The 23,963-nt window shown below is 58.6% G+C and carries 18 protein-coding genes and 1 pseudogene; 8 read left to right on the top strand and 11 right to left on the bottom strand.

All coding sequences use genetic code 11. The features are described from left to right. The first annotated feature begins 53 nt into the window (after positions 1–53). Both G4D79_RS33845 and G4D79_RS33840 read left to right on the top strand, forming a co-directional pair. Positions 54–755, top strand: a complete 702-nt coding sequence (locus G4D79_RS33845; RefSeq protein ID WP_214515009.1) for an IS6 family transposase — start codon at positions 54–56, stop codon at positions 753–755. A 209-nt stretch (positions 756–964) separates the two neighbouring features. After that, positions 965–1,840 carry an endonuclease/exonuclease/phosphatase family protein gene (locus G4D79_RS33840; RefSeq protein ID WP_185981932.1) on the top strand — a complete coding sequence of 292 codons (876 nt, stop codon included), beginning with the start codon at positions 965–967 and terminating at the stop codon, positions 1,838–1,840. 56 nt (positions 1,841–1,896) lie between these two features. On the opposite strand, the gene G4D79_RS35175 is transcribed toward G4D79_RS33840, so the two are convergent. After that, positions 1,897–2,022, bottom strand: coding sequence for a hypothetical protein (locus G4D79_RS35175; protein ID WP_255450590.1), 126 nt, complete (start codon positions 2,020–2,022; stop codon positions 1,897–1,899). A gap of 40 nt (positions 2,023–2,062) precedes the next feature. Then, positions 2,063–2,605 (bottom strand): annotated as a pseudogene (locus tag G4D79_RS35505) (MurR/RpiR family transcriptional regulator); the annotation flags it as partial. On the opposite strand from G4D79_RS35505, the gene G4D79_RS33830 reads away from it, so the two are divergent. The 4 genes from G4D79_RS33830 (at position 2,545) to G4D79_RS33815 (ending at position 5,674) form a co-directional block, all read left to right on the top strand. Then, complete coding sequence (locus G4D79_RS33830; protein ID WP_214515020.1) at positions 2,545–3,684, top strand: AMP-binding protein; 1,140 nt, start codon at positions 2,545–2,547, stop codon at positions 3,682–3,684. The pseudogene G4D79_RS35505 and the gene G4D79_RS33830 sit on opposite strands and share 61 nt — an antisense overlap. An 82-nt stretch (positions 3,685–3,766) precedes the next feature. After that, positions 3,767–4,126 carry a RidA family protein gene (locus tag G4D79_RS33825; RefSeq protein WP_214515011.1) on the top strand — a complete coding sequence of 120 codons (360 nt, stop codon included), beginning with the start codon at positions 3,767–3,769 and terminating at the stop codon, positions 4,124–4,126. Then, positions 4,116–4,955 (top strand): threonine/serine dehydratase, encoded by an 840-nt coding sequence (locus G4D79_RS33820; protein WP_214515010.1) that lies wholly within the window; start codon positions 4,116–4,118, stop codon positions 4,953–4,955. The genes G4D79_RS33825 and G4D79_RS33820 overlap by 11 nt, the downstream gene beginning before the upstream one ends. A gap of 17 nt (positions 4,956–4,972) precedes the next feature. Next, on the top strand, positions 4,973–5,674 hold the full coding sequence (locus G4D79_RS33815; RefSeq protein WP_214515009.1) for an IS6 family transposase: 702 nt from the start codon (positions 4,973–4,975) through the stop codon (positions 5,672–5,674). A 144-nt stretch (positions 5,675–5,818) separates the two neighbouring features. On the opposite strand, the gene G4D79_RS35170 is transcribed toward G4D79_RS33815, so the two are convergent. Next, positions 5,819–5,944, bottom strand: coding sequence for a hypothetical protein (locus tag G4D79_RS35170; RefSeq protein WP_284731232.1), 126 nt, complete (start codon positions 5,942–5,944; stop codon positions 5,819–5,821). Positions 5,945–5,975: 31 nt separating this feature from the next. Here G4D79_RS35170 and G4D79_RS33810 point away from each other — a divergent pair, with 31 nt between their 5' ends. Then, a complete protein-coding gene (locus G4D79_RS33810) occupies positions 5,976–6,335 on the top strand; it encodes an Lsr2 family protein (protein ID WP_214515008.1) in 360 nt (119 codons plus the stop codon). Between the two features lie 86 nt (positions 6,336–6,421). Here G4D79_RS33810 and G4D79_RS33805 read toward each other — a convergent pair whose 3' ends face one another. The 5 genes from G4D79_RS33805 to G4D79_RS33780 form a co-directional block, all read right to left on the bottom strand. Beyond that, entirely contained in the window at positions 6,422–6,670 is a 249-nt protein-coding gene (locus tag G4D79_RS33805) for a hypothetical protein (RefSeq protein WP_214515007.1), read from the bottom strand. A gap of 951 nt (positions 6,671–7,621) precedes the next feature. Further along, the gene (locus G4D79_RS33795) at positions 7,622–11,026 is read right to left on the bottom strand and encodes a Swt1 family HEPN domain-containing protein (protein WP_214515005.1); all 3,405 of its coding nucleotides are present in this window, start codon (positions 11,024–11,026) and stop codon (positions 7,622–7,624) included. A gap of 3 nt (positions 11,027–11,029) precedes the next feature. Then, positions 11,030–13,816: a DUF1156 domain-containing protein gene (locus G4D79_RS33790; protein ID WP_214515004.1), complete on the bottom strand. Its 2,787-nt coding sequence runs from the start codon at positions 13,814–13,816 to the stop codon at positions 11,030–11,032. Continuing rightward, positions 13,813–17,310, bottom strand: a complete 3,498-nt coding sequence (locus G4D79_RS33785) for a helicase-related protein (RefSeq protein ID WP_308252634.1) — start codon at positions 17,308–17,310, stop codon at positions 13,813–13,815. The genes G4D79_RS33790 and G4D79_RS33785 overlap by 4 nt, the downstream gene beginning before the upstream one ends. 302 nt (positions 17,311–17,612) lie before the next feature. Next, positions 17,613–19,232: a hypothetical protein gene (locus tag G4D79_RS33780; protein ID WP_214515003.1), complete on the bottom strand. Its 1,620-nt coding sequence runs from the start codon at positions 19,230–19,232 to the stop codon at positions 17,613–17,615. A 51-nt stretch (positions 19,233–19,283) separates the two neighbouring features. Between G4D79_RS33780 and G4D79_RS33775 the strand changes: the two genes are divergently transcribed. Next, positions 19,284–20,330, top strand: coding sequence for a hypothetical protein (locus G4D79_RS33775; protein ID WP_214515002.1), 1,047 nt, complete (start codon positions 19,284–19,286; stop codon positions 20,328–20,330). 588 nt (positions 20,331–20,918) lie between these two features. On the opposite strand, the gene G4D79_RS33770 is transcribed toward G4D79_RS33775, so the two are convergent. Genes G4D79_RS33770 through G4D79_RS33760 form a run of 3 tightly spaced genes read right to left on the bottom strand, consistent with a single transcriptional unit; the run spans position 20,919 to position 23,957 of the window. Beyond that, positions 20,919–21,584, bottom strand: coding sequence for an HAD family phosphatase (locus G4D79_RS33770; RefSeq protein WP_214514734.1), 666 nt, complete (start codon positions 21,582–21,584; stop codon positions 20,919–20,921). After that, entirely contained in the window at positions 21,574–22,647 is a 1,074-nt protein-coding gene (locus G4D79_RS33765; RefSeq protein WP_045245710.1) for an ABC transporter ATP-binding protein, read from the bottom strand. The genes G4D79_RS33770 and G4D79_RS33765 overlap by 11 nt, the downstream gene beginning before the upstream one ends. Positions 22,648–22,667: 20 nt before the next feature. Beyond that, complete coding sequence (locus G4D79_RS33760) at positions 22,668–23,957, bottom strand: ABC transporter substrate-binding protein (RefSeq protein ID WP_158505496.1); 1,290 nt, start codon at positions 23,955–23,957, stop codon at positions 22,668–22,670. Between the last annotated feature and the right edge of the window lie 6 nt (positions 23,958–23,963).

Raw genomic sequence — 23,963 nt, 5'->3', positions numbered from 1 at the left:
GGCCGCCGGCATTGTCAAGTTGTTGAGATCCGCTGATCTGGGATGATCTACGGGTGTCGTCAACGTACAAGGGGTTCCGGTTTCCGCGGGAGATCATCGCGCACTGTGTGTGGCTGTACCACCGATTCACCCTCTCGTTCCGCGACATCGAGTTACTGATGGCCGAGCGCGGGGTCGAGGTGACGTACGAGACGATCCGCACCTGGTGCGCGAGGTTCGGGCCCGAGTACGCCCGCCGGCTTCGACGAAAGGTGCCCCGACCAGGTGACAAGTGGCATCTCGACGAAGTGTTCATCAAGATCGGCGGCATGCAGAAGTATTTGTGGCGGGCGGTGGACCAGCACGGAAACGTGCTCGACATTCTGATCCAAGGGAAGCGGGACGGCAAGGCGGCGACCAGGTTCTTCAAGAAACTCCTGAAGCGGCACGCTCGCCCGCCGCGGGTGCTGATCACCGACAAGCACGCTTCGTATCGTGTTGCCCACCGGACGATGATGTCGACAACTGAGCACCGGCAAAACAAATACTTGAACAATCGGTGCGAGAACTCCCACCAACCCACCCGCCAACGTGAACGAGCGATGAAGGGCTTCCGCACTGTCAGCTCAGCACAACGATTCCTCGCAGTGTTCAGCCGGATCTCGCCGCACTTCCGCCCACCCCGGCACCGGATGGCTGCCACCGACCACCGCACCGAACTGGCCATCCGATTCCAGGTATGGGATCAGGTCACCGAACAAACCATCGCTCCCTGACCGACCTCCCCGTGCGATGCCTTGCCGCACCCCAAAACTGCTGTACTCCAGACAACTTGACAACACCATTCCGGGCCGACCAGGTGGAGCTCGACATCGACCTCGGCACGCACCGCGCCCGCGGTCCCGACGACGTCGCCGATTGACCGAGGTTTCATAGTTCATCTTCGCGCGGAATTATGTTCACCCACAGCATCTACAGTCGCGACATGACCACAACGATGAGAACGATGAGCCTCCGCATCCTGACCCTGAACGTCTGGATGGACCCGAGGGATCGAGACAAGCGGAATGCATTGTTGCTGGCCGGGCTGAGACAGCACGATCCTGACATCGTCTTCCTCCAGGAAGTCCTCCGGACCCCTGAGCGAGACGTGTTCGGCACCGTTGCGGCGGATTCTCCGCTGCACTGGCAGCATGTGTCCGACCACCTGGATGTGGATTGGCCGGCATGGGGAACTGCAGTGGGGGTGCGGTGGGCACCCACCAGCACCTCAGTACATCCCCTACCTGCCACGGAGGGGACCCACGTATGGGAGGTCGTGGTCCCACTTCCGATCGGAGTCGACATGTTGTTTCTCGGAGCACGACCGAGTTGGAAGTTCTCTGACGAGGCCGCCCGAGTCGAGCAAGCGCTGTTCATCGCGGAACTCGAGGCAGCTCAACGCCGGACCGCTCCGACCGTTCTTGCTGGAGACTTCGACGCCGCACCCGATCAGGATTGCATCCGCTTCTATACCGGCAAGTCTGCGATCGGTGGGCGCAGCGTCGCATTCCGCGACTCCTGGGCGATCGCGGGAGGCGGCGGTCCCGGATACACGTGGACGACGGACAGCCCCTGGGTGGCACGAAGCGTCGTCGACGGTCAGGGGATCGTCCCCAACAGGTTCGTGCAGGAACCTCACCATCGCAGAATCGACTACGTCTTCGCCGGCTCCACAGAGAACCATCTGCTCGTCGAGAGCACCATCACCGACAGCCGGGTCGTATTCGACGAGTACCCCACGGCCAGTGATCACTATGGCGTCCTGTCCGAGCTCGAGCTCCGCCGACTCGACGAACCCACCGCGCGGTTGATGGGGTAGAGCAGCGGCGCACCCCGAAGCGCGCACCGCGGGTCGGGGCGTGCCGGGAACTGAGGTCACAGCCGGTGGATTTCCTCCGCTCGTGCTGTCAGCGCGGCACCCCGCAGGGTTCGCTCGGTGTTCATCGTCGTGACCGCCGAATAGAGCGCATCGAGCACTGCGAGGTGGATGAAGCGGCTCATCATGGCCTCCATCTGAAATCGCGTCGCCGCTGACCGCGACCAACGCCACTGACGCGGTCGCGGTCAGCGGCGACCGCAAGAAACTGGTGACGACCACCACCGCTGCGCCGTTGTCGCGTGCAGCCTGCGCAGCACCTACGGTCTGTCGAGTCCGCCCGGTGTGACTTATCGCCAAGCACACATCGCGATCGGTGAGCATGGATGCGCAGACGTGCTGAGAGACGGGGTCACCAGACCGTTCAATCGTCAGTCCGGCACCGCGAAAGCGCAATACGGTGTCGATGGCCAACGGGACAGACGGCCCGGTCGACACGACCAGGATTCGTTCGGCGCGATCGAGCGCGACTGCTGCCTGATCGAATTGATCGCCGTCGACCGTCGCTGCCGCAGCTTCGATGGCTCTCGCTGTCGACCTGAAGACGGTCTCGACGACTGAGTCCACTGCCTCGTCGGCTCCGCCCTTCGCCGCGGACACTGTCGGCGACGCCTCCGTGGCGAGCTGGAGCTTGAAGTCATGAAAACCTGTGTATCCCAGATCCTTACAAAAGCGAACGACGGTCGATCCGCGACGAATCGCAGCCAATCGCGATCAACTACACGTCTGGAACGACCGGCAAGCCCAAAGGCGTCGTATACACCCACCGAGGCGCGTATCTCAGCTCTCTGGGCGGCGTAATCCACCAGCGATTCAATGTCGACACCCGCTACCTGTGGTCACTCCCAATGTTTCATTGCAATGGATGGTGTAACGCCTGGGCCGTCACCGCCGCTGCAGGGACCCATGTCTGCATGCGAGCAGTCCGCGGTGATGAGATGTGGCGACTCATCGAGAAATATGCGGTCACGAACATGTGCGGTGCACCGACCGTGATCGACACACTCATCTCCGCCAACGATGCACATCCCCTGTCACAATCCGTAACCTGTGTCATCGCGGGAGCACCACCCCCTCCGGCGACAATCGCCGCAGCACGTGAGCTCAACATCGATGTCCTGCACGCTTACGGTTTGACCGAAACCTACGGCCCCTACTCCGTGTGTGAGCCGCAAAAATCGTGGGACGTGCTCGACGCGCGCGACCGCGCGACAGCGACCGCGCGACAGGGTGTAGGGATGATCACCGCAGAAAGCCTGCGTGTTGTGCGAGAAGACATTGATGAGGCCGGCGCATTGCAAGACGTTGCGGCAGACGGCGCCGAGATCGGCGAACTGGTGATGCGCGGAAATGGTGTCATGAAGGAGTACTTCAAGGACGCCGAATCCACAGCGAAGGCCTTCATCGGAGGATGGTTCCATTCTGGAGATCTCGGAGTGATGCACCCAGACCGTTACGTGCAGATCGTCGACCGCTCGAAAGATATCATCATCTCAGGCGGTGAAAACATTTCCTCGATCGAGGTGGAAAATGCGCTCCGCGACCTGCCATCGATTTCCAAAGCTGCCGTGATAGGCATCTCAGATCAAAAATGGGGCGAGCGTCCAGCTGCTTTCCTTGTGTCACGTTACCCGACGGACGCGGAAGAGGTAAAAGCCGGACTGAGGGCGAAACTAGCGGGATACAAGATCCCATCGGTAATCGTATTCGTAGATGATCTGCCGACGACAGCGACCGGGAAAATCCGCAAAGACACGTTGCGATCTCACTTTATGAACACAAGATAGCGACGCGCATATTCAATAAATATCTTCGAGATAATTCTCAAGATTGAATCGTCATCTTCCCAATTTCGAGGACGGACTCTACATGGTCAACCCAGCAGGCCACTACAAGCTCGGAATAAGGCGGGGCGATTGGCTCTTTGTGGCCGGCCAGACAGGCGAAGACGACAATGGCGATCTCGGTGACTTGACAGAACAGACGCAGCAAGCAATCGCGAATATCTCGACTATTTTGGCGCAGCACGGGGCAAGCCTGTCCGATGTCGTGCGGATGACGTGCTTTCTCACGAAGATCGAGGATTTCAGCGTCTTCGATGCAGCGTATCGTCGGGCGTTGGGCTCTGCGACGCCTGTTCGTACCACCGTCGGAACCACCGGTCTACCATCTGCTGAGCTGGTCGAGATAGAAGCGACAGCCTTCGTTGAAGGCTCTGATGACGCCTGACCCCGAGTACGTCTCACCATCCGTCGGCCGTCCTGAGGCGACGCGTGTCGTCTTCGACGATTTGGTTCGCGCTCACCGTCAGATTGCGCCCCATATCCTCGCGACACCGCTGATTCGCTCCTGGTCGCTGACCGAGACGTGCGGCGTTGACGTCTACCTGAAACTGGAGCATCACCAGATCACCGGCAGCTTCAAGGTCAGAGGCGCCACCAACGCCGTGCTGAACCTGACTAGTGCCGAGCGTGGTCGCGGAGTCGTGGCCGCTACGACGGGCAATCATGGCCGTGCCGTCGCGTACGCAGCACGGTCAGTAGGAAGTCATGCGACCATCTGCATGTCCGACCGCGTGCCCGGGAACAAAGTGACCGAAATCCGCCGTCTCGGTGCGACTGTGGTCATCGGCGGAGAATCGCAAGACGAAGCCTACGCGGAGGCGGAGCGATTAGCTGTCCATGACGGTCTTGTAATGATCCCACCGTTCGACCATCCCGATGTGGTCGCGGGACAAGGCACCCTGGGACTTGAAATCATGGACGCCCTCCCCGAGGTCGGCACAGTGGTTGTTCCACTGTCAGGAGGGGGATTGTCCGCTGGAGTCGGGTTGGCGGTGAGGGGCAACAAATCAACCGCGAAGTTGGTCGGAGTCTCGCTCGACCGCGGAGCGGCGATGAAAGAGAGCCTCGAAGCCCAAAAGCCCGTAGAAGTGACCGAAGTCCCAAGCCTCGGCGACTCACTTGGCGGTGGCATCGGCCTCCAGAATAAGTACACCTTTGACATGTGCCGATCGATGCTCGACGAGGGGCATTGTCAAGTTGTTGAGATCCGCTGATCTGGGATGATCTACGGGTGTCGTCAACGTACAAGGGGTTCCGGTTTCCGCGGGAGATCATCGCGCACTGTGTGTGGCTGTACCACCGATTCACCCTCTCGTTCCGCGACATCGAGTTACTGATGGCCGAGCGCGGGGTCGAGGTGACGTACGAGACGATCCGCACCTGGTGCGCGAGGTTCGGGCCCGAGTACGCCCGCCGGCTTCGACGAAAGGTGCCCCGACCAGGTGACAAGTGGCATCTCGACGAAGTGTTCATCAAGATCGGCGGCATGCAGAAGTATTTGTGGCGGGCGGTGGACCAGCACGGAAACGTGCTCGACATTCTGATCCAAGGGAAGCGGGACGGCAAGGCGGCGACCAGGTTCTTCAAGAAACTCCTGAAGCGGCACGCTCGCCCGCCGCGGGTGCTGATCACCGACAAGCACGCTTCGTATCGTGTTGCCCACCGGACGATGATGTCGACAACTGAGCACCGGCAAAACAAATACTTGAACAATCGGTGCGAGAACTCCCACCAACCCACCCGCCAACGTGAACGAGCGATGAAGGGCTTCCGCACTGTCAGCTCAGCACAACGATTCCTCGCAGTGTTCAGCCGGATCTCGCCGCACTTCCGCCCACCCCGGCACCGGATGGCTGCCACCGACCACCGCACCGAACTGGCCATCCGATTCCAGGTATGGGATCAGGTCACCGAACAAACCATCGCTCCCTGACCGACCTCCCCGTGCGATGCCTTGCCGCACCCCAAAACTGCTGTACTCCAGACAACTTGACAACACCAGGCCGCCTCCTCACCCAACGAACACTGGTGTTTCAAAAACGGTCGTTTATGAAACATCGTTCGACGACGCCAAAAATCACGACCGATCGACTACCGAGACCGCCACTGGCTCGTCCGTGGCCGCTAGCGGGTTGGCGGTCGGCGCGGCGCCGGTAGGAGTGTCCTGAATTATCAGATACTCCGGATAATATGAACTGGACATTCATCCAGCATGAAACGAAGGGGACTTCCCTGTGGCCGAAATATTTATTCGCCAAATCATCGACGATCTCGACGGAAAACCCATCGACACCGGATTAGGTCACGAAGTCACCTTCTCCTACCAGGGTGCCGACTATCGGATCGATCTTCGACCCACTAATGCCGACAAGATCGAATCGGTATTCGCTCCCTATATCAAGGTCGCGGAGGAGGTCTCCTCTGCCGGCAAGGCCCGCACGAAAACCTCGACTGCGACCAAGACGTCGGGGTCTGGTCGATCAGTCGAGCAACTGAAAGCGATTCGGGACTGGGCCGGAAAGAACGGCTTCGACGTTTCCCCGCGCGGACGGATCAAGGCCGAGGTCATCGATGCTTTCGACGCCGCACATTAAGGGGTGTGAACAGCATCTTTTCTTACTGACACCCAGCGCGTAGTGCACCTGCATCCCGTGATTCTGTTCGGTGAGAGACGGAAGCTTCAGGCGAGTTCGAGGCCACCCTCGGCGGCGAAGACCAGACGGCCGTCGTCGAGGGCTATCGCCCACCGCAGCACCGGTGCCCAATCCCGCCCCAGTTCAGAGCTGTCGATGACATTGTCGGCGTAGTCCTCGACCACGGTACCGACCTGGGGTTCGGTGTCGCCGGACTTGGATTCGAAGGTCGGGATCACCGTGACCCGGGAACCCATCCCGATGGGATTAGTGCGTGGAGCGTCAGAATCGGACATAGATCTGATTCTGGCAGAGAATCCGATAGATACACTCATCACCTCGACCATTCCGGACGTTTCATGTTCAGTCGTTTATGAAACATCATTCAGTGACGCCAAAAAATCCTGTGCAATAGACTGCCGAGACCGTCATGGCCCCACTTGAGTCGCCTGCTCAGTAATGCCGGGTGAGGCGTCGGCTCCGAGGCCGCACATCGAGACTCCGAGCAGGAATCGTTTCTAGCTGATGCAGAGTGAGCAGGGTATTCGTCTCCGATCTGTCGCACAAAAAAACTGAGATACAGCTCGGAGGGCCACTATGCCGAAGGTTGTGTCTCGGCCGATTACCACTTCAGTGGTGTAGTCGGTGATAATAGAATAATGCAAGAAATGCTCAAACGCTGCCAAGGTGCTCAAATCCTCGCGATCTTGTGTAACCCTCCCTTGAAGCAACCTTCGCTGACGACCTCCTGGCGTAATTTGCAAACGCTGAAAGAAGTTTTGGGTGCCAAGGAAGTGTTGATCAGCAACATAATTGAGGTTCCATCTCGATCGACAGAAGAACTGCGTCATCTTTCTGGCATGCTTGATCCGGAAGAGCTAAAAATGAGAATTCGATCCGCTGCGGATTCTGCAGACGTCACCGTTGCGGCTTGGGGGGCTGGTGCACCAGCTGGGTGGAAGAAAGGACACTGGGCGAGCATGATCAATTCAGTCCTCGTAGCGATGGCAGATAGCGGGCATGAGGGAGCCATCCATGTTGGTGCCGGGACACGGCACCCTTCACGGTGGCGGCAGTACACAAGTCCTATCCATCAGCGGTATAGCGGTGCTTCCTTCGAACACCGACTGTTGCAGTCTCTGCAGTGGAGCTCAATTGATCTACTGCAGTTATAACTAGTCTGGGATCTGGATCTTTACCTGCGGCTACAGCCTTTGTAGGTTCTCAAGCTATCGGCATTCGTCTTCTTAGTTTTCTTCGAATCCGGATTGCTCAAATTTTAAGGTATTCGCGTTTTCCTGGACGGTGCGACGTTTACTCTCGTCAAATCCTTTCGGCGATTTCGCAGTGATTTCTATTCGTACCTCTACATCAGATCCATCGACACCGGCGAGATGTTGAATAACCTCATTTATGATCTTGGAGAAATCACCAGCGTACCGTTGTGAATTGAGCACTCTGGTACCGAAAAACCGCGTAAATACTGCTTCGTCGGTGCGAGGCTTCGATACGTCAGTGCCGGACCCATCGGTGTGGCGAGTGTTTCCACCTTTCTCAGGCTGATCCTGCTCTTCATCCGTCTCGGATCCATCAGCATCGTCATCCTGCGAACCCCCGCCTGACGTGACTTCCTGCGCTCGCTGTTGTTCGGCAATATCTGGACGGACGAGGAGCAGTGTGTTTCGGACGGTGACCTGTGTGTTATCGCTTGGCAGTACCAAACCTTCGTATGTCCCGTCATCGTCAACAGATTCTGCGACAGCGAAACTATCGGTCTGCCACATCAAGACGTCGCCGAAACGTTGAATGCCCTCGTCAAGAACAGCGCGGTCACGTAACCGAGGCATATATGAGTAGTCGGTGTAGTAACTCCACAGTTCGGCGACCGAGATGTGTCCGGTCTCCCACACGGTCGGGAGTTGATTCTGCAGATCGAGACGAATCAATCGAGCTGCACGCTCGATATTCAGTGTCGATTCGGTGAGCAGGCGTTTGCTTATACGCTCGGCAAGTGAGGAGCCGGCGCCCTCCGACTTCGTCGCAGCGATGGTGAAAGGCTGTCCATGGACGGGTTGCTCCGCAGCGAGCACCCAGTGGTAAGTGCCGAGGAGTCGATCGTCGACGGTCTGTCCGGCTCTGTCACGTTTGTCGACCGCTTGGCGAACTTGCTGTGCTGTCAGATCCAGGTCATCTGATTTCTCGTGAACATGACGCCACCCCAGGTAGTCGCGAACTGCATTGGTCAATTCGCTCAGGCGATCGGTATCGGCAGCGAGAAACACGACCATGTTGCGGTGGGTACGATTCGCAGTACCACGCTTTTCCGTCGCTGCGTGTGCGAATTTCGCAGCCTCGGATTCAGCCCCGTGTTTACGGGAGTAGCTGACTTTCGGATGGACGAGGATCAGCCGAGCCTCGTCGGTATCCGGGATGTCTGCAGAGTTTTCAGGCGCAACCTGCACGCCAGCGAAGGAACCGAGAGCCTTACGCTGTTTTTGCAGCCGCGTGACGATTTCGGCCCACACATCTTCGTTGTGCAGGCGTTCGGCCTGATCTTTCGCAGTACGGCTGATGTTGGCATGGATGTCGTACCAATATCGGCCGGTTCCGGAATAGAAGTATGTCGCTTTGTCGCCGAGCTGATTGAGAGCGGAATGGAAGTTACCCGGAACATCGCCGGGCACCGCCGTGCCGAGAAACACCCGCTGGGTTTCCAGTCCTTTGTGCGGACTCCCGATGGTCGGTGCGGCACCGAAGAACACGGTCCGCGCCAAGCGTTTCGTCAACGACCGCTGCCCAAACAGAGGCTTGGCTTGATCGATCTCAGCCGGCACCGAGCGTTCTCCGTCAACGTCGGCGTCGATGATCGGCTTCCACGAATCACTCAAATACTGGGTCAGTTCCGAATTGACGCTGGAGACGCTCAGCGGGATAGAGCCAGGCAAGATCAGTGGGGACTGATCACCCGCGACCCACAACGCGTGGATGACGGTGTTCATCAATCGCAGCACACCGCGGGTGCGCTGGAACCGTTCTAACGTGGACCAGTCCGCGTAGAGGCGATCGAAGAGCTCCGGATGAATCGGGTAGGACCGCTTGATCCTGTCCTCATAGTCCTTGTCGTGCGATTCACGAGGGAAATCGGCACTGTATTTACGGTACATGTCGCCGAATTCGCGTGCCGTGGCACTGATCAGGGCAAGCTGTTCGCCCTTCGGCTCGACGAACAATCGCTGCCGCACGATCTGGTACGACTCTTCCGATGACGCTGGGCGCCACTGATCAGCCACGCGACGGACGACATTCTGGAGTCGGCGCAGCGCTTCGATACCGTTCGACCCGCCGACCTCCTCGCCGCTGCCGGCAACCACCTCGTCGCCATCGGTGTCGTTATGGGAGGCAGGAATCGAGATCGCAACCAGCACACCGGGGGTGGCTTTGACCGCCTCGGTCAGCGATTGCGCGAAGGTGAACTGGGTATCAAAGGTACCGCCGGCCAGATCGTCTTTACCGTACAGCTGGCGGGCATAAGCGACCCACTCGTCGATCAGAATTACGGCGGGGGAATATTTCCGTAGTAACTCGTGCAGAGCTCCACCAGGCGAGGTCGAGGTGCGATCGGCATCGGCCACCAACTGGTACGCCTCGTGGCCGCCGAGTTGCCACGCGAGTTCGCCCCACACAGTATTCACGCGGGTGCCGTCAGATTTGAGTTCTCCGGAGGCCGCGAAATGGTTGCCGACGATTGCCACCCGATTCACCCCGACCGGCAGATTCTTATAGCCGCTGGCGTCGAGAAGTTCCTGCACATCCTGGGGAAATGCTGTGATAGGAGTGTCTGAGGCGAGATGCCACAACGAGAGCATCGAGTGGGTCTTGCCGCCACCGAAATTGGTTTGCAGGTTGATCACGGGGGATGCGTTCAGATCTCCAGACATCCGTCGTACGGCTCTTCCGATCAAATCCCGTAGACCGTCGGTCAGATAGGTGCGATTGAAGAATTCACCAGGGTCCGTGTAATCACGGCTCTGATCTATGTCCCCCGTAGCGACTTTGAACAGGTCGGCAGCAAACTCGGCAGCCTGAAAATTTCCCGTCGCAACATCCTCGTGCGGCCGGAGTACATCACGCCAAGCAGGTAGTCCCGCGGAGGTTGCGTTGACTACAGCGTTTTTGACGGTCTTCTTGTCATCTTTGTCCGCCGTTACGCGGCGCAGATCCAGACGTAGCTTCTGCACCTGATCCGCGGCACTTCCCGAACTGATTGCTTTGAGGAGACGTTCGGCTGTATCAAGTGCGCGATATGCATCATCGTTGCTGAAGGGGTCATTGTGTGCCCACGAATTACGAACACCGAACAACTCACTGGCCAGGCTCATTTGCGCTTGGCTTAGATGCGCACTGAACGGATACCAACCCTTTTTTACCTGGTTGGCTATCCCCTGGGTGATCATACGTAACTGGACCTGGGGATCCGTCCGAGAATATTGCTTGCCAGTGATTCCCTTCGTCGTATCTCGAAGTTCCACCAGCGAGGTCCAGATGGCATCGGCTGCTATATCCGGACCAACGGACTTTTGTATGAACTCATCCAGCTCCGGCGCCAAGACCTCGAACATTTGTCCGACGCGATCACGATTTGACAGTGCCATTCGTTAGTCCTCGTCTTCGAAGTCAAAGGCCGATTGCTCGCCATCGGACGGTTCAACTTGCCTAGAAATCGTGACGGTTTCGCTCCACGAGGTGGCAATGCTGTTAAATGCGATAGCATCTTTTGTCCATTTATTGCTGTCTGCAATCGAAAAGAGCAGGAACGCAAGCTCTTTGACCAAATCCAGCTCGATTTCGTTACCCGTGCGCTTATCGACGCGAGCGAGAAAAGCGCCTGCCGCGGACAATCCTTCGGAATCAAGAACCCGGATCATATGATGCAAAACTTCCCAAACGCTGATATCGGGGTCGTTGATCGGGTCATATTTTTCCGGAAGATCTGGCGGAGTTATAAGCGTCACCTTACCCGCTCGACTACTCAGTATGCCGGCGCGATCCAGAACATCCATTGAGGCATTCCGTGCCCGTGCCATGTTATCCGCATCGCCGAACTTCCCGGTCATGTATCCATGCTGGCGATACCATGCGATCGCGAACCGCGTGGTCGGGTCGAAATCACCTTCCTGTTCGGATAGCACCTCGTCGAGGACTTCATTGATCCGCGCCAACGCTGACCTCACTCGCATCTTTGATCCGTCAGATTCGATTACCCCTGCATACCGCGAAAAAACAGACATTCCGGGACCGATAGCGGCCTGAGGTAGGTCAACAGGAGCGATCGCCCCTAACTGTAGTTCCCGCAGTGCCTGCGGCAATTCCGCCTGTAGTGCAGCGATGAATCCCCGGCGGTCTGTGGTTCGCGCGTTCTCTTTCCGCGGTCGCAGAGCTAGGACGATGGAAGACGCAAGTGCATTTGTGCCCTGAGAGATCATACGGTTACTGAGTTCGCTGCGCATCGGCCAGGTTGCAGTTATAGCCCATCCTGAACGGATCATGCCCTCTAAGAGGGTTTCCCATCCGGTAGAAGCTTCACCTTGTTCAGTAACTTCTTGCTGCTTAAACGCGTAATATACGGTGATAGGAAAATCGGGGAGCGCAGTTTCACGAGCATTTCGAAACACCTCACGGAATCCATCTTCGAAGAACTTGTGCGCTCCCGCCTTACCTCCGTGACGATAGGGGTTTGCCACAAGTTCTTCTGCTTTGGGCACGAGCATCGTTCCTAGGAGATTCGGGTGAATTGGCCGGAGTGACCGTCGAAGCCAGACGTAAAAAAAGTCGGATAGGTCGGAGTACCCAATATTGTCGTAGTACGGCGGGTCCGTAGAAATGAGAAGACCTGATAGGTTTCGCGACGATGCATCTGCTTGTGCTACCTGTCCCTCGGGTCCGCCTGTGTCGACTATTGCCTTTACAAGGCTTCCTAAGCTGACCTCATAAGCGCCGGCAGCCTTCCCGAAGGGAGGCGCTTCGGCGTAATCCCAAACCATCGGTATTGCTTGGCGCGTAAAAACATGTCGTACCTGAGATTTTGAATTTTCCCAGGCACATAGCGAATTCGCTATATCGGCAAGGCGGCTAATCCCGAATCCCAGGTATGTTGCAACGGCATCGGCGTAGGCTGACGCCCCGTGGCCATTTGATTCCAATCGTTCACCAGCAGGCATTCCAGATTCCAGTGCATCGACAAACACGCGTTCTCGGATAATTGGAATTAAGTCGCTGAAGGTTGTCAAAGCGGTAAGCTGCCGAGGAGTAAACAAATCGGAAAACTTGGTCAGGCCATAATTTGGTGTCTTAAAATCTCTGGGATTCTCCGCAAGTTCTCCGTCGGGTACATCAAGCGGAGTTGCAATTTTTGCCGCAGATTCGTGTTCTGATGTCGGTTTCAGGTAGATTCGTGTCCGGTTGCCATCGGCAACGGTTGCCATTAATTGGGCACCCATTCGTCCGGAACGTCCCTCCGCCCTAATGTATTTCAAATCCACCGCCGATCCGCATCCGATGCATGTCGCGCCGGTTCGGCCTACAGTCCCATCGGTTTCTGGAGTAGGGGACCCAGCCAGCCCATGTCCTATTTCGAACTTCACCCTGCGGTCGGAAACAGTTGGAATTACGTAGGCTTCTTTTCCTGCCTTCTTTGCGAGCCACCAAGAGCGGACCAGGGGTAATGCTATTCCGCACTGTGGGTTCGGGCACGTGACAGTGCGCGCCCAGAGCCATGCAACAACTTGGGCCTTGGATCCGTCGGACAAGGTTGCTTTTGGATAGTAGTGGCCGATGAGCTTCTCGGCCTCACTCTTCATTAATTCTCCGTAGGCCTGAACGTCAGTAGCGAGACCTTCAGCGCCGAACCATGATCGAATCTGAGATTCATTAATTCCAGGATATACGGGTTTGCTTCCGCGAAACTTAGGCGGAATCTCGATTAGTGCCTTGTTAATTAATACTGCGACTGGATTGAGGTCGGACGCGTGGGATTCCAGACCGAGACGTTGGGCCTCCAATGGGATGGTGCCGCCACCGGCGAAAGGGTCAAGGATGGCGGGTGGGTTACCACCGGTCGACTTCAATATTTCGGCGTAGGCCTCATCGAGAAGTTTCTTATCTCGAATATTTTCCCATACGACCAACCGTTCAATAATCCCGTGTAGGCGCTCACGTTCGTGCTTCTGTTCCTCTTGGGTGGGGAACTCCTCGGGATGAGAGGATGGATCATCAACCAATTGGGAGAACAAAATGGCCCGTGCCGCTGCTAGTGGGCGTCGAGCCCACCACAAATGCAGTGTCGATGGATGTCCTCGTCGAATGGATTTTTCTCGAGCAGATTCCTTGTTGATCGCCTCCAGAGGTAGAGCTACTTCGATCAATTTGCGGCGAACAGCGGTCACAGTGGTGCACTTCCTTTGTCCCACATGGGGTTCCAACTCAATCCGATATATGTTTGTTCGAACGTCATTTCGGTACCGGCGAACGCGTCGAGTACATACCGCACCTGATCGGCCTGGGCGCCGTCCGGATGTACCGAGACCATCGCGAGGCGATGATTCGGGCTGGTGTTCTTGCCGGTGAGGACTTCCGTCTTGGTGATATGGAAATCCCTCGAACCTGCAATCCGGCCTTTCACCTCGATGAAGATTGTCTGCCCATCCGATGTAATCGATCGAATATCGTAGCCAGGATTATTGTGCGGCATCTCCTCAGGAATCCTGCCCAATGCCCGCTCAGCAGCCAGGACCGCATCAACGGCACGGCGCTCGACAATGGTGGTGTCGGTCGCGAACGTGTCCGGTGCCAGCGGCCTGACCAACCCGGCAGGCAGGATCAAGGCTGCTCCCGCGATAGTCGGTTGCTTCGCAGCCAAGTGTCCTTCGGCTGTCAGGCGCTTCAACCTGGTCTCGAGCCGATGTTCGAGCTCACGGGCACGGGCTTCGAGGCGATCCGGACCTTGTCGGAGTGCAGACCGTTTGATGTTCTTGCCGGCCGCAATCTCGTCGCGTAGCCGGGCGGCTTCTCCATCGAGATAGTTGATCTGCATCGACAACCGTCGCCGTACCTCGGTGACGGTCTTGTCGACGTAGGCCTCGACCCGGTCTCGAACAGCCTGCAGATGTTCCGGCTGGTCATGTTGGACCGCCCAATTGGTGGCAAGTTGTTCGACACCGCCAGTCAGCCACGATTGCGCCAATACTTCCTCCACGACGCCGGCATCCTCTGTGGGGAGTGGTTCGGCATCGAGATACGGTGCCGGACCACCCCACTGAGCGGTCCCATCAGGGGTAAGGGTGACGAACGCGAATCGTTTGCTGACCGTCGTACCGAGTCCGTCGACGATCTCGGTGGTCAACGCGACGACCAGCCGAGGGGTGGTGCCGGGATCGGTGGAATCGACGAGGACTGCACCACGAGTGAGCGCATCGTGATGTTGTTCTAGGGTTGCATCGAGCACGGTGTCGAGGAGCGGATGCCCCGGGGCGAGAAATTCCGCGAGACGACCGTCGACGTCGATCCGGTCCGGCTCGAACGTGACCCGCTCATAACTCGCAGCCAACGGCAGATGCGCTCCGGGAATCTGGCGGTTCCGCAGCGCGGCGGGCACGTTGCTGATTTGGAATCGGTCCGCTTCCCGCGAGGCCATGCGGCCTCCGAGCTGACCAAAGGCGCCGCGGAAGAAGGCACTGATGTAGTGCGGTTGCAGTTTTCGGGCGCGGGCCTCGTCCATCTGCTGCCGCAACCGGGCCACCTCGAGCGGATCGAGGGATTCCCGGGCGAGCGCACGCTCGTGGAGTAGTTCTTCGAGTCCGTGGGAGACCTCTGCATCGATTACCTGGTCGAGTTCGGCACGTTTGGCAGGGTCGTCGCCGTACCGGATGGCCTCGATCAATAGCTCACGCAGGGAACGCTCGGTGAACGCTTCACCGAGAACATCGAAGAGCCGCCCACCGTAAGCCTTGCGTTGCTGCTCCATCTTCGAGAGCAGCCGGGTGAAGACCTGGCCTTCGCGGGTGTCGTCGGCCACCAGGTTCCACAGGCGGCACACGTGCGGCTGGCCGATACGGTGGATCCGGCCGAACCGCTGCTCGAGTCGGTTTGGATTCCAGGGCAGGTCGTAGTTGATCATCAAATGCGCAGCCTGCAGGTTTAGGCCTTCACCAGCTGCATCGGTAGCGATCAGGACCTGACGGTGCGGTTCGTGGGTGAATTGCTCACGGACCTGACGGCGCTGCTGGCGGCTGGTGCCGCCGTGGATGGTCAGGACCGCCTCGTCGCGCCCGAGCTGATTGCGGATTTGATCGGTCAGATAGTTCAGGGTGTCGCGGTGTTCGGTGAAGATGATCAGTTTGCGGGGGGCGCCGTGCTCGTCTTTGAGGAGGTTCTCGTCGATGAGCAGGGACCGGAGTTGTTCCCATTTGTGGTCCTTGCGGGAATCGCGGACCCGTCGAGCAAGGTCTACGAGGTCTACGAGCAGGTCGATTTCGATCTGTAGTTCCGCGGCGGTGCGTGCTGCGGTGGCGAGGTCGACGACGCCTTCTTCGAGTTGCTCTGCCTCTGCTGCGTCGAGTTCGTCGGAGTCGAAATCTTCGATGCCGCGTTCGCTCAGCAGATATTCGGAGTGCTCGACCGTTGGGCTGTGGCGGGTGGGATCGAGCATTTCGCCACGTTTGGTCTGCAACCTGTCGCGACGACGTTCGAGCGAGCGCACGATCGCATGGGTGCTCGAGGCCAGTCGACGTTGTAGCACGGTCAACGCGAAGCCGACAGTGCGTTTGCGGGGGCTGTCGCTCAATGCGTCCGCCCGGTTCATCTCTGTACGCACGTAGTGAGTGACGGCCTCGTACAGTTCGCGTTCGCCCTCGGAAAGCTCGTACGGGACGGTCTCGGCGATCCGCTCCGGGAACAAAGGTTTGCCCTCGAAGGTCAGCAATTCTTCCTTGACCATGCGGCGCATCAAACCAGTGGTGTCGACGGAGTGCACCCCCTCGCGGTACTGGCCCTCGAACCGGTCTGGATCGAGCAACGCCAGGAATGCCTGGTAGTTCTCTTCGCTGCCGGAGTGTGGCGTAGCGGTCATCAGCAGTAGATGCCGGGTGATGCTGCCGAGTTGTTGCCCCAGTTCGTAGCGCCGAGTCTTGCGGAGTTCGCCGCTCCACCAACTTGCCGACATTCGGTGGGCCTCGTCGACGACCACCAGGTCCCATTCGGAGTTTTCGAGATGAGCGAGAAGTTCCTCCGAACGTGCAAGTTGATCCATCCGTGCGATGAGCATCGGATGGCGAGTGAACGGGTTGCCGTCCCTGGCGGTGACGGACATGTCCTTGGTCAACAGTTCCGTGTCTATCCCGAACTTGGAGGCAAGTTCGTCCTGCCACTGTTCGACCAGACCGCCCGGAGCGATGATCAGCATCCGCTGCAGGTCACCCCGCAGGATAAGTTCCTTGGCATAGAGCCCGGCCATGATGGTTTTACCGGCGCCCGGGTCGTCGGCGAGCAGGAATCGCAGAGGAGTACGGGGAAGGAGTTCACCGTAGACTGCGCGGAGCTGGTGGGGCAGCGGTTGCACGTCGCTCGAGGAGACGGCGAGCATCGGATCGTGCAGGCCGGCCATTCGGATCCGGAGTGCTTCTGCAGCGAGTCTGAAGTCGGTACCGTCCGTATCGAAAGTCCACTGACTGCCGGGGGTGTGCAGGCTCAGTTGTTCAAGGTCTGCGGTGTAGAGCAGGCGTTCACCGAAGTTGCCGTCACTGTCGCGGAAGACGAGATTAACGGTATCGGGTCCCACAGTCGGGGCAGCGACGACAGTCACTGGCCCAGGACGAATGCCGAGGAGGGCGACTCCCGGTTGGAGTTCGTCGATGGACAGGCCGAGGGATGAGCTCTTCGGCACCGAGGCCTCCTCTGTTCTGTGAAAGCCGTGCGGCGCCGAAGGTTGATAGTCCGGTCGGTCCGTTTCTGTGGCGTGTAGTTAGTACATCTACAGGATCAGTCTGTCATTTCACCGCTTGAGGGGATCGGACACGGTCTTCTAGCTATGGATGACGGCGATGAAGGACTACGGCCCGTGATCGGCGCCCGTGGTTTCCTGCATCGACGACACGACCTCAAGGAGAGTCCGGTAAGCCGGAATTTGGTGTTCTCTGTTTTCTGTATCGACAAAGGCGCCGAAGAAAAGTGCTGGTCCGACAGATATCAGACTTGCCTAGCAGGAGAAGTATGCAGTGAAGCCACCGACGTCTTGAAGGGCTGCGGTACATCCCATCCGAAGAGTCGTCCGATGAGCGCGGGGGTTTCGCCGACTGTCAGGGCTTGGTCGCTCCCGGTCGCCATGGCGCCCAACACTTTGGCGGCATTCGGTGCTGCAGACGGCTTTTCTGACGCGATCATGAACAAGAAGGTGTTGACGAATTCCATGGCACGTCTCAACAAGACAGTGGCCAGAGTTGGCAGGTCTGCCACTACAGCTTGATCCTTGGCGGACGGAAAGTCCGATTGGGGTACGTAAATCCCGAGCTCGCGGGTATCGGAAACAGTGTGCGGAAGCAGATCGAGTGTGATGGTGGCCGACCTACTACCGCCGTATGAGCGTGAGTAGGAGTGCACAGATTGGAGAGTGGTGTCATGAATCTTGTTCCGTAGTTCATGAGCAAAATGCATCATCGGTTGAAGTTCGTGCAACCGCGCAAGCAAAGGTGAATCCCCGTAATGCGGGTCGATGATCTTCGTGAAGGTCGTCTGTGACTGGAGAGAGTAGCGGCCTTTCGACGCTACTTCTGTACCAATGCGCGCCGCGAACATTCTCCCGCAACTGTCGAGAACAGCAGAAATGTAGAGCAATTCACGGTCGAAGGCTTCGGCGATTTCCTCTGCTGTGTCATCGTCGAGACGACCCGGTGAGAGACGCGTCATGAAACGGAGAAGTTCGTCAACCGCTCGGGCTGCGCGTTCCAGCCGCGCGATGATCGTGAATGTTCCGTCCACTACTGCTTGGTCTTGCAGAACATGTGCGGCAGCGAAGTTGAGCAGGTGCGCCATCGGCGAGTTCACCTCAACGCACGTGCTGTAGAAACCTTTCAAGGTCTTGAGGGTGTAGCTTCTACGACCACCGTCGGCAATTTTGAAATGTCGCGAACCAGTCATTCGAAGGTAATGACCTATGAGCCCGATTGCATCGTCCGCACTGCAGAGTGCCAACAGATCGTTCTCTCCGACCCCGACACGGCCAACAGTTTTCATGCCTGTGACCAGGGCATGGGCTTCCATTGACGTCGCTGACGCTGCGAAAACGGCAGTCCTGATTCGGTCTGCCATCGTAATCTCGACGTCAGGATGAGCATGTTCATCGAGTTGTTGATAGACAGGAAAGAAATTTGCCGACCGAATGCTCATTGTCGAGCCTTGGATAAATGTCGTCTTTGCACGGAAGCTGACAGAGTCGCCCATCCGACTGCAGGATTCGAGGTCTACGAACCCTATTTCCGTGCTGGCGAATTCGCGGATCGCGTCGCGCCACAGGCGTACGGATTCGGTGTCCCGATCAGCCTTCAGCCAGCACAGATACGGCTCAACTTCAGGGCGGTTTATTACGTCGACGAAATCCGTATCGTTCAAAAGATCCAGCGGGAGTGTCGATGCGTCTATCAGGAGACGTAGTGGAATCGAGGCTCCGTCGCGGGGAAAGAGATGTCCATCCTCGGCGGCTGATCCTCGAACATAACGAAAAAACCTGGATGCAGGTGTGCCCGAAGGTAAGTCTGCTGCATCAAAGTCTGTGGATGGCATGGCTGAGACATTAAGCGCCAGCGCCGACATCTACGAGGGAATAGACCATTGGTCACGTGAAGTCGTGCCATGATGCGTTTCATGTCCTCCGATACGTCTGTTCCGTTCAGCCCTCACGTGATTGTCTATCAGAACGCGGACTTCATCGGAGGGATCCTGCAAGCTGTTCTCAATGACGGTCTCGCTCGTACCGGCGAGGCGGAGTTCGTAAACAGCAGCGAACGCCAGGCGTCTCGTGAGAGTGGAGGTGACGGCGGGGCGCAGTTGAGCGGCGGAATCCCTGGGTTCGGAGAAGCCTCCCTGAATCTCGGAGGAAGTGGCAGCAAAACCGCAACAGACGCCCAGAATCAGGGGCACACACAGCGCTACCAACTCTCCTACGACGGCGCCTTGTATCTTCACCGGTTGCAAGCCGCCTTGGGCGACCGCATTCACAACATCTCGAGTACGTTGGGTCCCGGATCGGTGCAGCCGGGGCAGTTGGTGACGTTCACCGGTCGTTTCCAGCCTGATCCGCTGAGCACGCTCCTCGATCTGGCCACGCCGGAACTAGTCTCTCAGGTAACGCATTTCATCGCCAGGCAATCCGCCCCCATCGACTTCACCGTAGATAACTGGGACATGGAAAAAGTGAAGGGGCAGTGGGCCGAGATTGATCGGGAAGCTGAACGGCGCAGTGCATTGGCCCGCAGCATCGCAGAGACACTCCGAACGGACTTTCGACGGAGCAGCACACTCGAGTTCCACTGCTCAATTGATGACACCCTCACTGCCGTAGTCACCTGTGATGCCGGAAACTTCGTCAGCGAGGACACAGATCGGCTCCTCGATGGACAATTCACGGTCCTCGGCAAGGTCATCACCCCAGTGGAAGAAGATGCCCCGATCCTGCGCAAAAACAAATTCCTGCGTCGGCTCGATACAGACTGGGTGCAGACACTCTTCGACGGTCTAGCCGACCATGTGGAAAATGCGGCCCAGACCGTAACCGACCTAGCTGTAAACGACGAGGATGCGGACGACGAGGCTGTAGACGACGAGCAGACGCCGCCGACGATCGACCTGGAATTCCCGGCCGTCATCGAGGGAAGTTCCTTCGCGGTCTTGCCAATCGCGATATACGTATGAACCGGGGTTTAGCGGTACAGCCAGCCTGCGATGCATCCTTTTGGAGATCGTTAGCGGGTCCTCTTTTTTCTCTGACGGGTGTTGAATTGAAACTCGGCGAGGCGCTGACGAGCTAAGTGGACATGTCGAAAATCGATCGTTTTTCGACACCTTCCTGAAGTTGACGTACGCCTGTGGACTTGAACAATAATTGGCGGCGTTCTGTGATCGCTATTTGGCGTCATCGGCTACCAGGGAGTCATCAACCGCGACTGAACCCGGCAGAAGTCCCAGCCAAGGCGCCGGGCGATAGAACGTCGCTCTGAATCTTCCGAGGCTGCGTAAGACCTCGGCCGCTGTCTGTCCGCTGTGCATGAGGCTTCGGGCATTGCGTATTGGGCTTTCGGTGATGATTCGCGGGCGAGCGCGTCGAGCGCCGAGAATCATCTATCTTGATAAATTAGTTCGAGACGAACGCTGACACTGCTTTTGGAATTCGAACGACATGAACGACCGAAGGTCGATTTACGAGCAGGCATCTCTTCAGCACGACGGGAACTGGTGGAGCAAAGCAGGGCCGATGTTGGAATCTGCTTCCGCTGTGGCTACTCAGCCTACGGCGAGTCCCGCGGCCACGAGGTCGGGCAGGCCGCGCGCGGCAAGCGTTTCCCAGATTTGGTAGTCGTCACTCGGCGCGATCGCGCCAGAGCAGGGTACAGCTATCACGTTCAAACCCGCATCGCAGGCGCTGCGCAGCCCGGCGGGAGAATCCTCGATGGCGACCGAGCCGGATGTGGGCAGATCCAGCCGTTTGAGGGCGAGCACGTACGGATCGGGGACTGGCTTGTGCCTGGTCACCATGTTCGCCGTCACGATTTGAGCGAAATAGGGTCGTGGTAGCTGTTCCAGGATGTCGATGACATTCATCTCGAGCGACATCGTCACCAGAGCCTGCCGGACGCCATTCTGGTGCGCAGTCTCGAGCATTTCTAGAGCCCCAGGCCGCCACAGGACTCCGTCCTGGCGATTCAGGGTTCGCATCCGTTCAGTAAGTGCCGAGGTGAGCGAGCCTAGCGTGCCTGCCGCTCCGCGTTCCCTCAGCATGCCTGCCAGCATCGGGATAGCACGACCGGAGATATCCACCGGTGACGGCCTCCACTCTTTAATACCCGATTCCTCAGCGATCTCCCAGCAGACGGCCGCCCATCGTTGCTCGCTGTCGATCAGGGTCCCGTCGAGGTCCCAGAGCAGGGCGCCTCCGGACTCAGCGGACACGCGATAGCGATCGCTCGATGCGGCGGCCGGTCTCAGCGTCGAAGAGCTGCGCGTCCTCGTCGCCGAAGCTCAGCGACACGGAGTCGCCTCGACGCACGCGCACGCTCTGGTCGGTACGGACTGCGAGTCTGACATCGCCGACCGTGACCTCCAGGATCCGGGTGGAACCTTCGAAGATAGTGGTGTGCACAATGGCAGTCGCATGGTACCGGCCCGTGCTGTCGATTCGCACGTGCTCCGGACGCACTCCGACCCTCACCTCTCGGGCGGTGGTGCGCTCCTCAACGTCACCGAAGATAGTGCGGTAGCCGCCATCGACTGCCGTTCCAGGGAGAAGATTCATCGGAGGAGACCCTATGAAGCCCGCAACGAACACCGTCGCCGGCTCGTTATAGATTTCATCGGGCGTGCCAATCTGCTCGAAGCATCCCTTGTTGATCACGGCAATCCGGTCGGCCAAGGCCATGGCATCGCTCTGGTCATGCGTGACGTGGATCGACGTCGCCCCCGTCGTCCGCATCAGATCGGCGATTTCCTGGCGCAGCGCGATGTGCAGCTGGGCATCGAGCCCGGACAGGGGCTCGTCGAGTAGCACCAAGCGAGCCTGCCGGGCGAGAGCTCGGGCGAGGGCGACTCGCTGCCGCTGGCCCCCCGACATTTGCCGGGGTTTACGGTCGAGTAGATCCTCGATATCCATCCGCTTCGCGAACTCCAGACCTCGCTGACGCGCCGCGGCACGATCCAGACCCAGGCCGTGCCGAAGGCCGAGGGTGATGTTCTCGAGCGCGCTCATGTGGGGGTAGAGCGCGAAGTGCTGGAAGACGATGGCTACATCGCGTTCGTGGGGCGGGAGATTCTGCTGGGGTTTCCCTCCGATTAGCACGTCGCCGGAGTCAAGCGCCTCGAGTCCAGCCACAATGCGAAGCAGGGTGGACTTCCCCGATCCAGAGGGCCCGAGGATGACGAGGGATTCACCGGCGGCGACCTCGATTGAGACGTCGTTGACCGCGGTTACGCCGCCGAATTGTTTGACTAGATGGCGAAGGGAAACCTCAGCAGACATGTTCGTGCTCCTTTGTTTGTTTACTTCGTGAGTGCGCTGATGCGATCGGCGGTGCTGGGAACGACGTCGTTGACGTCTTCGCCCTGGTCGACCATCGACTGCACCATGTCCTGCAGGTACTGGTTGGTGCGTCCAAGGTTTTCGCCAGCCCAGCCAGATCCGGCAACCGGGGTGCCCTCGTATCGCCAGGCGTAGCCGAGCGGGCCGTCGGCCTCGGGGCGCTGGAGCAGTTCGGCTTTGGCCTCGGTGTCGACCGGGATGTAGCTATTGGCCAGCGAGCTCGTCAGGATGACCTCAGGGTCGAGCATGGCGCCGATCAGCTCGTTGCTGAACGCAGCCCGGCAGGCATCGTCGGAGAGCACCATCCAGCCGTTACCACCCGCGGGGAGCTTCGCGGTGCCGCCGTCAGGGATCGGCATGTCCGAGATAGTCCAGTCGAACGAGTCGCCGATGCTGGCAGCCACGCTCGCGCCCACGGCGGGCGTGGCAAAGAAGTAGGCCACGTTTCCCTGCGTGAACTGGGCGATCGAGTCTTGCCAGCTCACCTGGTCTTCGAGCTTTTCGTCGCCGATGGTCTGATAAATCTTGAGCGCTGCCCGCCCTTCCTCGCTGTCGAAGCCCGCGGTGCCGTCCTTGTTTACGAACGTGCCGCCACCACTGCCGACGAAGGCCTGGACAAACCACCAGGCGATGTTGTCACGAGGGATCTGGATCGGGGTGGAGACGTCCGTCTTTTCCTGGATGGCACGCGCGTCCTCGAGGACTTCAGAGTGGGTGGTCGGCAGTGCGTCGATGCCAGCGGACTCGGCGAGGGTGGTGTTCGTGTAGAGCACGGGCACCGAGATCTGGAAAGGAGCGACGTAAGTCGTACCGTCGACCGTGCCGACGCTGAGATAGTCCCGGTCGTAACTGTCGCGGAGCGAATCAGTGTCAATCGCCTGTGGGCTGTATTTCTCCACCCAGAATTTGAGTTGGTCCAGGCCAAGCATGATCACGTCGGGACGGGATCCAGCGGCGATGTCAGCGACGACCTGCTGCGTGAGTTCGTCGTAGCTGGTGCCCTCGGGAGCAGCCTTGAGGTTGACGGTTAGGCCTGAGTACTTCTTCTCCAGCGTCTCCTTGCCAAGCTCGGCGGCGGCTTGACCTTGGCTGGCGTATTGGGCGGAAATGGTGACGCCGCTCGGATCGCAGGAGCTGACGTCGACCTGCGCGCTCGGAGCGGTCTCCTGGGCGGCCGAGCAGCCGGTCAGGGCGAGTGTGGAGGCAATGAGGCCAGCGCCAAAGGCGAGAGCTCTTCTGGGTACGGGCATGGGGAT

Origin of the sequence: Rhodococcus sp. WY5 (assembly GCF_018588185.1) — a bacterium.
In the GTDB taxonomy this organism is placed as follows: domain Bacteria; phylum Actinomycetota; class Actinomycetes; order Mycobacteriales; family Mycobacteriaceae; genus Rhodococcus_F; species Rhodococcus_F qingshengii.
Note: the sequence above shows the minus strand (reverse complement) of the source record. Positions and strands in the feature narration are given on the sequence as shown.

Coding starts and splice junctions, on each gene's coding strand:
- G4D79_RS33825 (WP_214515011.1), top strand. CDS start 3,767: ATGGTCAACCCAGCAGGCCACTACAAGCTCGGAATAAGGCGGGGCGAT.
- G4D79_RS33805 (WP_214515007.1), bottom strand. CDS start 6,670: ATGTCCGATTCTGACGCTCCACGCACTAATCCCATCGGGATGGGTTCC.
- G4D79_RS35170 (WP_284731232.1), bottom strand. CDS start 5,944: ATGTCCAGTTCATATTATCCGGAGTATCTGATAATTCAGGACACTCCT.
- G4D79_RS33760 (WP_158505496.1), bottom strand. CDS start 23,957: ATGCCCGTACCCAGAAGAGCTCTCGCCTTTGGCGCTGGCCTCATTGCC.
- G4D79_RS33840 (WP_185981932.1), top strand. CDS start 965: ATGACCACAACGATGAGAACGATGAGCCTCCGCATCCTGACCCTGAAC.
- G4D79_RS35175 (WP_255450590.1), bottom strand. CDS start 2,022: ATGAGCCGCTTCATCCACCTCGCAGTGCTCGATGCGCTCTATTCGGCG.
- G4D79_RS33795 (WP_214515005.1), bottom strand. CDS start 11,026: ATGGCACTGTCAAATCGTGATCGCGTCGGACAAATGTTCGAGGTCTTG.
- G4D79_RS33765 (WP_045245710.1), bottom strand. CDS start 22,647: ATGTCTGCTGAGGTTTCCCTTCGCCATCTAGTCAAACAATTCGGCGGC.
- G4D79_RS33820 (WP_214515010.1), top strand. CDS start 4,116: ATGACGCCTGACCCCGAGTACGTCTCACCATCCGTCGGCCGTCCTGAG.
- G4D79_RS33780 (WP_214515003.1), bottom strand. CDS start 19,232: ATGTCGGCGCTGGCGCTTAATGTCTCAGCCATGCCATCCACAGACTTT.
- G4D79_RS33775 (WP_214515002.1), top strand. CDS start 19,284: ATGTCCTCCGATACGTCTGTTCCGTTCAGCCCTCACGTGATTGTCTAT.